Origin of the sequence: Rhodopirellula sp. P2 (assembly GCF_028768465.1) — a bacterium.
Classification (GTDB): Bacteria; Planctomycetota; Planctomycetia; order Pirellulales; family Pirellulaceae; genus Rhodopirellula.
This window is the reverse complement of record NZ_CP118225.1, coordinates 5,477,567-5,490,537: the sequence shown is the minus strand read 5'-3', so window position 1 is coordinate 5,490,537 and position 12,971 is coordinate 5,477,567. Positions and strand designations below refer to the sequence as shown.

Sequence of the window (12,971 nt, the reverse complement as noted above, 5' to 3'; positions counted from 1 at the left end):
CCGCCAACGATCGTTCTGCAAAGGCACGGTCGAAAGCAGATGTCCAAAGGGCTTTTGTGAGGTGATCGCGGGCAGTGAGCGGGGCAACGGATGAGTGGATTGTTTATACTTCCACAACCTTTGATTTTGTCGCCTTAGAGACCCCACCATGAAACGTCGTTCTTTCTTGCAGTCGGCTGTGGCCGCATCCGCCGTGGGCGCGGTTGGTCACTCGTCGAATGCGAACGCGGCGCCACCCGCCGAGGGGAAATCTGGTTTTCGAACCGAACTCAACGATGCCTTTGCCATCGACGACAACGCAGTCATCTTTCGCACGGATGCTGTGACTCGTCCTGTCAATGTGATGGTGGTCGCGGACACGCATCTGTTCACGGATGACGATCGAGGCGAGCCGTATCGCGAATTCAGCGGACGGATGGCAAAGGCATACAATCGAACCACGCACTTCAAGACTCGTCAGCCCACCACTCCGGAGAAGAGTTTCCAAGATGCGATTGAGCGAGCCAACGCCCAAAAGGTGGATCTGTTGGCGTTGGTGGGGGACATCTTCAGTTTTCCATCGGAAGCGGCGATCGAATGGGTTTCCGAGCAACTCGACGACCTGAAGATGCCCTGGCTGTATGTGGCAGGCAACCATGACTGGCACTACGAAGGCATGGAGGGCTCGTTGCAGGACCTGCGTTCGGAATGGATCGAACGACGCTTGAAACCGCTGTATCAGGGGAAGAATCCTTTGATGGCCGCGTACGACATTCACGGCGTTCGCTTTCTCGCCCTCGACAACTCGAATTACGAGGTTCTGCCGGAGCAATTGGAGTTCTTTCGTGAGCAACTTCGCAGTGGGCTGCCTTTGGTGCTGTTGGTTCATATCCCGTTGTATGTTCCTGGTCGTTCCATGGGGTTTGGGTGTGGGCATCCCGAGTGGGGCGCTGACACCGACCGGAATCACAAGATTGAACGTCGCCCCAAGTGGCCTGAATCGGGGCACACTCAGGCCACGTTCGATTTTCATCGCGAGGTCTTTGGAGCTGATCCCAGCCAATTGCTGGGAGTCTTCGCAGGGCACACGCATCGCCAATCGGTTGATGTGATCAATGGCATCCCGCAATTTGTCACCAACGCCAACGCGGTGGGCGCCTTCATGGATGTTCGTTTTGTGCCCCAAGCCTGAGAGCGTCGCTGGCCCAGCCAACTGTTCATAAATACCACACGACGCAGCGACTTGATTCATCAGCAGGAATTGAACATGCAACGCATTCTTTCGTTCTTCCTCGCAACCTTCGTGGGGGCGATGCCAATGGGAACGCTCTCGGCGTTCGATCCGCCGGCCAATCGGGAGGTTGTTCAAAACACTCCGGGGCTGGTCGCGTTTTGGGATTTCACGCGACGGGAAGGCTCTGGGCAAAATCGTTTCACCGCGCACGTGCCACCTGGATCACCAAGCGACTATCCCTTGGATGCCGCGAACTATGTGCGTGATTATTGGGGCGAAGGTCGGGCGGCGTCCTACGCGGATTTTCCTTTGTTGAGCGAGGGGCCCTTCGGTCAAGCGATTCGAATTCGCCAAGAATCGGATCCCAACTTTCGACCGTTTCTGTTCATTCCCCGCTCGCGTCTGCACGACACTCCGCTGGACATCAAAGGAGACGGGAAATCAGTGACCGTCGTTGTCTGGGCGATTCGTGAAAGTGGCAATCATGCTCTGGCGGGCATTTGGCACGAGGGCACTGACCTCAAGCAGTCATCGACGGCTTCGATCAAGAAAGTAGAACGCGGGCAGCGACAATACGCCTTGTTCGCTGGCCTGAACAAGGCGGGCAGTGCATGCGGGCACGTTTCTGAAAATGGAGCGAGTTCGTTTCTCAATAAATACGCGTTGCACAAATGCAATTCACTGGGGCAGTCTCCTACCGTTCCGGCCGATTCAACGCCTGAGAAGCTCGCCGCATCCTGGCAGTGTTTCGCCATGACGTTTGACGATGAGGAAGATGAAATCACGGGCTGGTTGAACGGAGTTGCTGGCGAACGTTGGCTTCAAAATCCAAGCTCCGACAACCTGCTTTCGTACGCCCACAATGCTTACCTGCAAGGCCACTACGCTCGAACGCCGGGAACGCAGGATGGTGAAGACAGTGAGTTTCCGCCTTCGCAATACTACAACCCACCAGAGAACAACGCGTCCGAGATCGAAGTCCTTCGCGAAGACGGCGACCAACGAATAGAACGTCGTCGATATCGATTCACCGAAGTGGTCGTCACGCTGGAGAAGGATGAAAGCGGTGCATTCGTTGAGACCAACCGAGACCTCGTTGCCCTGCGTTTGAACCCGTGGTGGTACCCGCACGGCATCTACTCACCACCGGACGCGGAACAAGGCGGACCGTTCACCATTGGGCGGGTGATCCACAGCAGTCGCAGTATTGGCTTCACCGGATGGATTGGAGGCGTCGGTGTGTTTGACCGGGCACTCTCGGAAGCCGAGCTGAAAACCTTGGCCGATCTGCGTGACTGAATCGTTCTTCGTGAAGCATCGCGAGTTGTTTGGGACGCGAATGTCGCGTGCCGTCGACGGTGTGCATTTGCGGTAAACTGCAGCTTTTTTCTTCAACCGATTGCGGACAGGAAGAGATCCATGCAAGAGCTTCCCGAGGAAACATTGAATCAAGTCCGGGAACTTCTCCTGGAAGGCAACAAGATGAAAGCGATCAAGCTCGTCCGGGAATCCGGCAACTTTTCGCTCCGTGAATGCAAAGAGCAAGTCGAGACACTCAGCGACGAGCTTGAAAAAACACATCCGCGACAAATGGCTGACAGTCAATCCATTGGCTGCGCCGGAATCGTCCTGCTCGCAGTGATCGGGGCAGGAGGTCTGGTGGCAAAAAGTGGACTAGGCTTCTAGCCTGTGAATACGAAGGGCGAAGTTCAGGTTTGATCACCGGCTGGAAGGCGATGCCACTTTTTAGGGCAGGTCGTTGAAGGTGTAGAACCGGAGGCCTCGTTGCTTGGCACTTTGCAGGATGCGGGTGAGGGCTTCGGGGGTGATGAAGTTGCCGTTTCCGGATTCGGCAATGCGATGGGCATACAGCACGATGATCTCGTTGTTTTTGGCAGCGCGATCGAACGCGCCGTCAATCTGTTCATACGTTCGATCGGGCCGAGTGGGCGCGAAGTCGATTCCTTTGCCGGCCAAACACCCCTGCTCGGCGATCTTGGCCGCTGGCACGAAGAAGGCGTCGGCATCACGGAGGCGTTCGTTGGCCGCAATGCTTTTGCCCGTCCGCAAATGCCGGAACACGTTCAACAACGCCTCGTCCGTCGCGGCATTGTTGCGACTCATCGGGTAGGCGAAGCAGACCGGAGCGACACCTGCGGCCTGAAGCTCGTTCAGCTGAGGAGTGATCTCACGTCGCAAGAACGTTTCGGCGGAATTTTCTTCGAAGTACTCCACCGCTTTGAGATGGTTGACGCTGTGCGAACCGATCGCATGCCCGTGAGCTTGGAGTTTCTGAATTGCTTTGAGCGCCGGGCCGTCAATCTTCCCACTGATGAAGAAGGTGGCTTGGACGCCAAACTCATCCAACAGCGGCAACGCCTGGATCCAGTCCTGAAAGTTGCGGTCGTCAAAGGTGAGCACCACACCGCCTTCGGTGAGCGGTTTTGGTGTTTGGACGCGGCTCGGGATGTTGGTCAGTGACTGCGGTTCGCCTGCACTGACGAATGCCGCGAAGAGGAGGATGAAGAATGTCCAAACGAATCGTTGCACTGGGATGTCTTTCAGTTTTTGCTGGCGGCGTTGACAGGTGACTTCAGGCCCAGGATTCGGGCCGCGTTGCCGCGGTAAACCTTTTCAAGAACGGTGTCAGGCAGGAAAATGCCGTAGATGTTCCAGAAACCTTGCCGGTGGTGCGATTCGGCGGTGTCGAAGTACTCGTCGTCGGTTTCCAGGAAGCGATAGTACAACCGGTAGGCGTTGGGATCAGGCGTCGTGTCGGTGCCGAACATGATTCGGTCTTGGTACTTAAGAAAGAACTTGCGGCTGCTGTACGGTTGTCGTCCCAGTTCGGAGATCCGTGCGTCGATGTCGATGTGGAAGTTCGGGTACTGGTCGAGCCATTGCCCGACGGTTTCCAGGTCTTCCGGATTGTTGCCGAAGTGAGCCCCGATGAAGGTCGTGTTGGGATGCTTCGCGATCGCTCGGTTGCGTTGTTCCAGCAGTTCTTCACGCGACGGGTAGCGGTCGCCATGGAACACCCAACCGGGGTGCGCGTTCAATTCGTGCCAGCGTTCGTTGAACCGATCCAGAGGCGTGAAGAAGGCGGCTGGGTCAGCGGTATGAATCATCACGGGGCGTTTCATCTCTCCGCACAGCTCCCAGATCGGATCCAGCCGTTCGTCATCGATCGTGAGCAGGTTGCCGGCTTGGTTCCGGTAAGACAGCCCCAATGATTTATGGAACTTGAGCCCCTTCGCACCAGCTTCGAAACTTTTGCGTAGCCGCGCGGTTTCTCGCTCGGACCAGCCTTCGGTTTCAAAATCACGCAGGTTGATCAGGGCGAAGGTGAGGAACCGGCCCGGGTGCGCGGCGTCCAAGGCGGCGACGGTTTCCTTCAGTTTGTCATCCCAGCCTCCGTCCAGGTTGATGACCGTTTCAACGTTGGCCTCGTCCATGACTTGCAGGTACCGTTTGACGCGTTCTTCCGTCAGCACGTTCGCACCGCCCCCAAGATGGTTGTGAACGTCGATGACTGGATACGAGGGCGTGTTGACGCGAGTGACCTTGGTCTTCAGCATCGACTTTGGCTGCCAGTCCGCAAGTTTCAAGTCACGGATGTCGTCCTGGGGCTTTTCGGATTCGACGACTTTGCCGAAGACCAAGGTTCCGAAGTTTTCAATGTCGTGGAAGCTGGGGCCAACCCGCGCCCAATCCCAACCGGTGGTTTTCTTTTGGTCGTAGTCAACGCGGTAGAAGTTGGCTCGCCACCGAGTTCCTGTTTTGGGCGGGACATTTCGAAGTGGTTCCAAAACTGCGTAGGGCAGGAAGACTTCAGCACGCCATCCGGTGACGGTGCTCATCGATTCGTTTTTGCCGCCCGTTGCAGAGACCTTCTTTTCAATCTTCTTGGCGCCTTCATAGTGCCAGGGTCGCCAACCGAGAAACTTCCCATCCAAATTGGGCACCAGGATCGGCAGCTCAAACCCGAGCGGCGAGATTTCGTATTCGAAGTAGACCGGATCTTTTTCGTTGGTCCAGAAGAAACATTCGAAAACGTCTTCGTTCCAAAGGTCCAAGAAGTCTGCCTGCATCGTGGCGGTCAGCGTTTGATCGGCACCGTCGAACAAGACGTAGACGCCTTTGTCCGAGTACAGCATCTTGAACCGCGATTGGTAATCGAGTTGCCCGTTGCCGCGCCGGTTCAACGAAACCCAGTCGCACGCTTTCCAGGCCTGGTTGTCGCCTTGGCCGGTGACCTCGAAGTCCTCGCATTTCTGTACGATCAAGGTGGGTGGTTCGGCTGCGAATGCATCCGTTGACCCTGCGATCGACAGCAGGGTTGCTGCGACGATGACAAACGGTGCGGGAAGCCGGTGGTGAAAGAGAGGTGTTCGGACGGCGCAGGAGGGCATGTGGTTTCTCTGAGGTGTCTGGTCTGCTGGTGGCATCGAAGTGGCATCGGCTTCCAGCCTGTGATCGTGAGGGACAACAAGCTGAAGCCTTCACAGGCGAGAAGCCTATGCCACAGGGGCTACGACTTCACGCCGATGTTGAGGTAGGCATGAACGTGCGGTGCGCCGCGGAAGTGCCAGACCATCGTTGGGCCTTCGACTCGCCAGATGTCCCAGACGCGATCGTTGTCGACGTCCTCTTCTTGATAAAACGCCATGTGCAGTTGATCGATTCCTCCGCTGCCCTTGAGGATTTCCATGACTTCATCCGCATCGTCTTCGCGATACGGGGCCAACAACATTTTGAGCGTCGATTCGACCAGTTCTTTTTGATCGCTGGAAAGTTGATCGACGCCAATGCCAGGGAAGTGACCGTTCGCACCTTGCAACTGCACGGCTGTTTCACTGGGGGCCTTCTTTTGCAGCGCCAATTTGGCTTGGTCGGCGTCCAACGCTTGGAAAACCTTGTTCGCCTGTTGGGTTTGGTAGAAGAACGGGCTGTCGGGGAGATATTCTTCGCCGTGCCCATAAACAATCGGGCCGCCGAAAGCTGTCTTGTCGAGTCGATTTCCGTCGGCTCGCATCGTCAGGTGCCGTCCGGTCATCTCAAATTGGAACTGGTCCGTTCCAGGCTCTCCGAACAACGCGAAGCTGTAGCTGTCCATTCCACCGTCATCGTATTCCATCTGTTCGATCAACCGGTCGTAACCGTCTTTGGATGTGATGTTGCGTACGATTTGGTCGATCAGCGTCTTTTGTTTCGGTGTGAACAGGTCGTCGCCGATGGTCGCTTTGCTGACGTGCCAGTTCGGATTGATTTTTTGGCGATCGGCGTGATCAAACGGTCGCCAGACCGCGATCTTTTGTTTGTCGGAAAGAGAGGCATACAGTTCTCCAACGAAGGTCTCGGCGGAGGTTGTGGTCGATCCTGCGGCATGAGCAAATCGGGCGTTGAAGAGGCCGGCGGACGCGACTCCCGCGGCGACAGCGCCTCCCAGTTTGACGAAGTCTCGTCGGGCAACTTGTTGACCATTGGGACGATTGAAGTTCATCGGAGAGCTCATGGAGGTTGGAGGGAAGGCAGGCGGGACCGTTTGAGAAGGACGGCTCGTTTTGATTTTACCAAATCCAACAACCGGCAACACGAATTTGTCTGTTCCAAAGGGAACTGTGCATCGAAGGCGGTTGCGGGACGTGGGATGATGAGTCTGCGAAGCGAGCCAGAACGATGTGTGAGGGAACTCAGTTTGAGTTCGGTTGTGGCCAATCGTCGATCTGGTCGATCGCTTGCATGATCTGAGGTAGAACCGCCCCGGTGACTCGTGAGAGGCGGGCGGTGACCCGGGTGTTGAAGAGCAACGCCACGTTACGACCATCGGGACGGCGAACGAGGATCGTGTTCGTGCCAGGCAGGGATCCACTGTGCGACGTTTTCATGCGTCCGGAGTCGTCGGTCGTGACTGACCATCCCAGCCCGTAGTACGTGGCTTTGGGCTGGCCGTCTTGGTCGTGCCCTGCCAAGCCTTCTGGGCGAGCGAACATTTCCGTGATTCTGGACGACGTCAGCAGCAAGCTGTTGTCGGGATTGTCGAAGGCGCTGGCAAACCGAACCAGATCGCTGGCCGATGCAATCCAAGCTCCATGTGAATCCATCGCTTCCAAATGCCAAGCTCCGTAAGGTTGCGGCACACGCGAATTCAGGTCTTGGGCGAAGACGGAATCGCCTTGGCGTGGATCGTAGTAGCGGACTTCGTTCTCTTTGCGTCCTTCCAAACGGGTCGCACCAATGGACATCGATGTCACACCGATTGGTTCGAGCACATGCTGTTGGACATAGTCTTCGTAGGTTTCGCCGCTGATCTGTTCGATGACTCGGCCGAGCAAGCAGTAGCCGTAGTTGGAATATGCGTATCGCTCACCGGGATCAAAGTCGAGCGATTTACCTCGCATCACTCGGATGATGGTGTCGGGAGTGGCAGGCGCGGCCACACCGAGTGCCTTGGCAAATTGGGTCGAGCGGAACATGGCGTCGAACGATTGGTCTCGGTCCCAGCCACCGCGATGTTGCAGCAAATGCTGAATCGTGATCTCGTTTTGCCGTTCGTCGATTTGGGACCCCTCTTCGATGTGAGCCTCATGGTCGAGGACCTCGAAGACTTTGTCATCGAGCGACAGCTTGCCTTGATCGATCAGTTGCAGGATCGCGACGGCGGTGATCGGTTTGGAAATGCTGGCGATTCGAAACAGGCTTTCAGGCGTCACCGGTTGTCGCTGACCAACGTCGGCGTACCCAAACCCGCGCGCGTAAACGAGGTTGCCATGGTCGGTGATGGCCAGCGATGCACCTGGGATGCGATGTTCGCGAAGGAAGGACTGCATCACCGCATCGATTTCGCGAAACGCCGGTTGGTCTTCTCCGGTGATGATCGCGTGCGACGCGGTGGCGGCATCAAAGCCTGGGCCGCGGAGGACTTGGCCGGGGCGTTTGCCGGTGAATTTGCCGTCAGCGAGCACCGCGACTCCGTTGACGATCACGTGCTTCATGCCAACCGATTCGGCGTGCGGGTTTTCGAAGTCCGCTCGATCGGCGAGTTCGTCGAAATCGAACACGATCACGTCCGCGGCCAAGCCTTCGGCGATGCGACCGCGGTCGTGAACCATCACGTTGTTGGCCGCTGCGGCACTCGCTTGCGAGATCGCTTGTTCCAGCGAGATCGCACCCAGGTCGCGGACGTATCGTGACAGCATTCGTGGGAACGCACCGTAGGAACGAGGGTGTGACGCGCCGCGGTTGCCACCTGCGGGACCGACGTCGGTGCAGAAAGAAACGAACTCCTGCTGCATTGCCAAAATCTTGTTCGCGTCACTCATCGTCTCGGGAAGAGCAAACGTGGACGCATTGCAGAGTCCAAAGAACGTGTCCCAAGCGTCTTCGCCAGTTGCTTTGGCGATCGCGGCAACCGACTGACCGGCGTACTCGCGATAATGAGGCTCTGTGGTTTGCCCGACGATGATGCGGTTCCAATCCGATCCCGCGTGGCGAAACCAATTTTCCCAACCGCTGGTGGATTCGATTTCCTCGCGAACTTCGGCGCGGAGGTCTGCGTCGTTGGCCAATCGATGGAGGAACTTGGCTCGTCCTTCGCCGAAGTGCCGTGGGTGGATCAGAGCGTCGATCCCCAAGCCGTTGTTGATGTAGGGATAGATGTCCGCGGTGACTGGATGACCTTCACTGCGGGCAGCTTTGATCCGCGCGATGGCCAACTGCATCTTGCCCCAGTTCTGACGACCGGCGGCTTTCAAGTGAAAGATGTGAACGGGAGTGTTGCCGACGCGACCGATTTCCAAGGCTTCGTCGATTGCTTCGAGAAGCTGGTCGCCCTCGTTCCGCATGTGGGTGTAGTAGCGTCCGCCATGTTCGCCCGCGACTCCGGCCAAGGCACCAATTTCTTCGGTCGATGCATAAACGGCGGGAGGATAGATCAGGGCGGTGGAAACCCCGATGGCTCCCGCACGCATCGCTTCGCGAACGTGTTCCTTCATCGCCTCCAGTTCATCTTCGCTAGGTCGCCGGTTGTCTTCGCCCATCACGAGACGGCGGACCTGGGTGTGCCCAATGGTTTGCACTGTGTTGACGGGCATGCCTTTCAAATCCAGCAACTGAAAGTACTCCGCCATGTTTTGCCAGCCCGTGGATTTGGCGTCCTGTGACGATAGCGGCGCGGCCGACGATCCTTCGCCTGCGTTGATCGTCGTGATGCCTTGGGTCAGCAAGTTCATCGCGGAGGAGGGATTCCGCAGCATCGGCGTGGCGGTTTGGCCCATCATGTCGATGAAGCCCGGAGCGACGATCAATCCTTCGGCGTCGATGGTGTGTTTGGCCGATGCCGGGTCGATGCGACCGATATGAGCGATCTTGCCATCGGAGATCCCGACGTCGGCTTCGTACCAAGGGGCTCCTGTGCCATCGACGACATGCCCGTTTAGGATCGCGAGATCAAACGCGAGGGCTGGGGCCTTGCCGGCGGAATCTTGGGCATGGGCTGGAAGGCAAGCGGCGAGCACGACGAGCAGTGCCCCGGCCCAAACACGAGGCGAAGAGGACTGGCGAAGAATCTTTGACACGGCTGGTTCTCGGCAGACGGGGTGGGAAAGTGTCAGGTGGGGCAGCAGTCGATCCCCGTGAAAGTTCGGGGGGGCTCCTCGGGCCCGGCCGCTGCGAGTGCCTAGCCTAAGTGAAACGAACCCCAGAAGGTTCGCTGGAGGAACGATCCCAGCATCAGAAACGCCAGTTTGAGGCCTCGGTTTGAGCTGGCTGAGACGGCTCGTCAAGCTGACGACGCCTGCTCGGTGGTGGGAACCATTTGCGGAGGAGGTTTGTTGGAGGCGTCTGTTTTCGTCTCGCCCCGCTGTTTGCTGCGGCGATTTGCTGGCAATCGAGACAACTGAGTCGCGTCAATCGCGATTCCTTTTCCCGTCAACCGTGGGAGGGGGGTTCGATCTCGCTTGGCAACCTGTAACGATAGGGGACCTTGAGAAGTTTTGAACGGTCGCCTTTCCTGACGATTGTGCGGCACGCACGGAGGCCCCCCCCACGAATTTGGGCGTGTCGTCAAAGAAACGCCATCACGCTTTCCATCCACCTAGCAGAGTTATATGCTAGGACGAAAGACACCCCAGAGTCACTATCCTGCCCCGGCGAGACCAGAAACTTCGAAGTGCCCACCTGAACGGCCATCCGCCCGAGACCGTATGTTACGCAGATCAGAAATTGCTGATTCCACGACGCACGAGCCCCATGAGGCGCGATGGAAATCGCTCGCTCATTTGCTCGTCGATCGTGCCGCGCGGCATCCCGATCGTCCGGCACTGACGTTTTTGCCCGATGATTCGATGGATGGGGCGGAAGCGGAGCAGACGCTGACTTATGCGGAGCTGCACCGCCGAGTCCGTGCCGTGGCGTTGCGTTTGGTGAGAGAAACGGGTGCGGTTCCAGGCGAGCGAGCGATGTTGTTGTTCCCGCCGGGACTGGAATTCATGATCGGGTTCATGGCCTGCGAGATGGCTCGTTTGATCCCGGTCCCGACCAGCTATCCCAAACCTGGTCGCGCGATGCCTCGGCTGGATACCTCCGTCGCGGATTGTCGGCCCTCTGTCTTGATCAGCGATCAAGAAACGATCGCTGGAATTGATCCGAATCGAGTGTCAACCGAAACGGCTGCCTTGGCGATGGTCGCAACGGATGCATCGATCCAAGAGGACTTGGCCACGCCCGAATCACTCGACAACGAATTGCCGCTCGGCGAGATTGAATCGACCGATTTGGCGCTGCTGCAATACACCAGCGGTTCGACCAGTGATCCTAAAGGCGTGATGGTTTCGCATGCCAATTTGCTGAGCAATTTGGAATCGATTCGTCAGGCGTTCGGGATCGAATGGTCCGGCGACGACAGCGACGATTACGAACGTGGTTTGTTCTGGTTGCCTCCGTTCCATGACATGGGGTTGATTGGCGGCATTTTGGAACCGTTGTATGTCGGCGGGCACGCCATTTTGATGTCGCCTCGTTCGTTCTTGGCTCGGCCGATGCGTTGGTTGCGCGCGATCTCGGACTACAAAGCCACCATCAGTGGCGCTCCCAACTTTGCTTACCAGTTGTGCGTTGACCGGATTGATGCCGCTCAAGCGGATTCACTTGATTTGAGCGGTTGGGAGTTGGCGTTCTGCGGTGCGGAACCGATCAACGCCGACACGTTGCAGCAATTCACGGATCGATTTTTCAACGCTGGTTTTCGTGGCGAAACGTTCTGTCCGTGTTACGGGTTGGCCGAAGCAACCTTGATGGCGGCAAGTTGCCGCTCAGGGCACGCGCCTCGTTTATTAGATGTCGACAAAGACGAGCTCGCGCATGGCCGCGGGATCATCGTGCGTCAATCATCGCTTGGTGAAGCCGTGCAAGAGGTTCCGCAAGCCAGCGTCTCTGGCGATGGTGCGGTGCGGCGACTGGTCAGTTCCGGTCGTTCGGCTCACATGATGACGGTGTTGGTGGTTGAGCCGGACTCTCGCCGCGTGCAACCGGACGGCGAGATCGGTGAAATTTGGCTGGCCGGGCCCTCCGTCGCATCGGGTTACTGGAAACGCGAAGAGGTCACCGCTGAAGTCTTTGGTGCGACGCTCGCCGACGGGGATCCAGCAGAAACGTTTTTGCGAACAGGTGACCTTGGGTTCGTTCACGATGGAGAAGTCTACGTGTCCGGCCGCCGCAAAGACCTGGTGATCTTGCGTGGCCGAAACTTGTTCCCGCAAGACATCGAAGCCACGGTCAAAGGTTTGTTGCAAGCCAACGTTTTGCAGTGTGCCGCCGTAGCCACAACGGGACGAACGGGGGATGCCCTGACCATCGCCGCGGAAGTTTCGCGACATGTTGAGTCCGACGATTTACCGGACATTGTGCGTCACATTCGGCGAGCGATCATCGACGATCACGAAGTCGATGCTCGCCAAGTTTTGATCACACGTCCCGGTGGAATTCCGTTGACGACCAGCGGAAAGGTCCAGCGGCAGCAGTGTCGAGCAATGATTGAAGCCGGCGAACTGGCGGCTCGCTATCAATGGTCTCGCAACCGATTCATCGACGATTCCGAATCCGTGGCCTTGCCCGAGTTGCCGACCCGGGTGACTCGCGAAGAGATTCCGGAAGCGACCGAACAGATCACGGCTTGGTTGTTGGCCTGGTTGTCCGCCCACAGTGGTGAACAAATTCACGAGGACGGGGAACGCCCAGTTCGCAACGCTTCGTTGACGCCGGAAACGCCGTTTGCAGAAACCGGCATGGATTCGCTGACGGCTGTGGAGCTGAGCAGCGAACTAGAAGATTGGTTGGGGATCGAGTTGACTCCTGTGCTGGCGTTCAATTACCCCACTTCGGCTCGCTTGGCCGCGTACCTGGCAGAGACTTTGGCGGGTGGTCCCGAGCATGATTCTGGCGCGGATGCTAGCAGTAACACGGCCAGCGACATTCAATCGGACATCGAAGCGTCGGATTTGTCGCCTGAAGAATTGGAAGCGTTGCTGAGCGAAATCGAAAAGGATTCGTAGGACGCGGATTCCGCTGTGGGTCAGGTCTCAGCTGGCGATTACGACGATTCCTTGGGACCAAGCGAAACGCGTCGTTCGCAAGGCTGGTGCTGACTGGCATTTCACCCCGCCAGGTGGAACCTGGCCTACGTTGGCAGAGTAGAACATTCGTCCCCAAATGTCTGCGTGCAGGGTGTCTTTCGTTGAGACTCGTGACGCGATTGTTTTGG

The 12,971-nt window shown here is 57.4% G+C and carries 8 protein-coding genes; 4 read left to right on the top strand and 4 right to left on the bottom strand.

Annotation, left to right across the window (positions count from 1 at the left end; all coding sequences use genetic code 11):
- The first annotated feature begins 148 nt into the window (after positions 1-148).
- The 3 genes from PSR62_RS19400 (at position 149) to PSR62_RS19390 (ending at position 2,899) form a co-directional block, all read left to right on the top strand.
- Positions 149-1,171 (top strand): metallophosphoesterase family protein, encoded by a 1,023-nt coding sequence (locus PSR62_RS19400; protein WP_274404657.1) that lies wholly within the window; start codon positions 149-151, stop codon positions 1,169-1,171.
- A 75-nt stretch (positions 1,172-1,246) separates the two neighbouring features.
- Complete coding sequence (locus PSR62_RS19395) at positions 1,247-2,512, top strand: hypothetical protein (protein ID WP_274404656.1); 1,266 nt, start codon at positions 1,247-1,249, stop codon at positions 2,510-2,512.
- 183 nt (positions 2,513-2,695) lie between these two features.
- A complete protein-coding gene (locus PSR62_RS19390) occupies positions 2,696-2,899 on the top strand; it encodes a hypothetical protein (RefSeq protein ID WP_274404655.1) in 204 nt (67 codons plus the stop codon).
- A 60-nt stretch (positions 2,900-2,959) separates the two neighbouring features.
- Here the strand turns inward: PSR62_RS19390 and PSR62_RS19385 are convergent, their stop codons facing one another.
- From PSR62_RS19385 to PSR62_RS19370, 4 genes are all read right to left on the bottom strand, one after another.
- Positions 2,960-3,763, bottom strand: a complete 804-nt coding sequence (locus tag PSR62_RS19385; protein WP_274404654.1) for a polysaccharide deacetylase family protein — start codon at positions 3,761-3,763, stop codon at positions 2,960-2,962.
- 11 nt (positions 3,764-3,774) lie between these two features.
- Entirely contained in the window at positions 3,775-5,625 is a 1,851-nt protein-coding gene (locus PSR62_RS19380) for a carbohydrate-binding family 9-like protein (protein WP_274404653.1), read from the bottom strand.
- A gap of 119 nt (positions 5,626-5,744) precedes the next feature.
- Positions 5,745-6,716 (bottom strand): DUF3500 domain-containing protein, encoded by a 972-nt coding sequence (locus tag PSR62_RS19375; RefSeq protein ID WP_274404652.1) that lies wholly within the window; start codon positions 6,714-6,716, stop codon positions 5,745-5,747.
- Positions 6,717-6,906: 190 nt separating this feature from the next.
- A complete protein-coding gene (locus PSR62_RS19370) occupies positions 6,907-9,789 on the bottom strand; it encodes a serine hydrolase (protein ID WP_274404651.1) in 2,883 nt (960 codons plus the stop codon).
- A gap of 627 nt (positions 9,790-10,416) precedes the next feature.
- On the opposite strand from PSR62_RS19370, the gene PSR62_RS19365 reads away from it, so the two are divergent.
- The gene (locus tag PSR62_RS19365) at positions 10,417-12,762 is read left to right on the top strand and encodes an AMP-binding protein (RefSeq protein WP_274404650.1); all 2,346 of its coding nucleotides are present in this window, start codon (positions 10,417-10,419) and stop codon (positions 12,760-12,762) included.
- The last annotated feature ends 209 nt before the right edge of the window (positions 12,763-12,971 follow it).

Bases quoted from the DNA above. Each gene is read 5' to 3' on its own strand.
- PSR62_RS19400 (WP_274404657.1), top strand. From the start codon at position 149: ATGAAACGTCGTTCTTTCTTGCAGTCGGCTGTGGCCGCATCCGCCGTG.
- PSR62_RS19395 (WP_274404656.1), top strand. From the start codon at position 1,247: ATGCAACGCATTCTTTCGTTCTTCCTCGCAACCTTCGTGGGGGCGATG.
- PSR62_RS19390 (WP_274404655.1), top strand. From the start codon at position 2,696: ATGAAAGCGATCAAGCTCGTCCGGGAATCCGGCAACTTTTCGCTCCGT.
- PSR62_RS19380 (WP_274404653.1), bottom strand. From the start codon at position 5,625: ATGCCCTCCTGCGCCGTCCGAACACCTCTCTTTCACCACCGGCTTCCC.
- PSR62_RS19375 (WP_274404652.1), bottom strand. From the start codon at position 6,716: ATGAACTTCAATCGTCCCAATGGTCAACAAGTTGCCCGACGAGACTTC.
- PSR62_RS19365 (WP_274404650.1), top strand. From the start codon at position 10,417: ATGTTACGCAGATCAGAAATTGCTGATTCCACGACGCACGAGCCCCAT.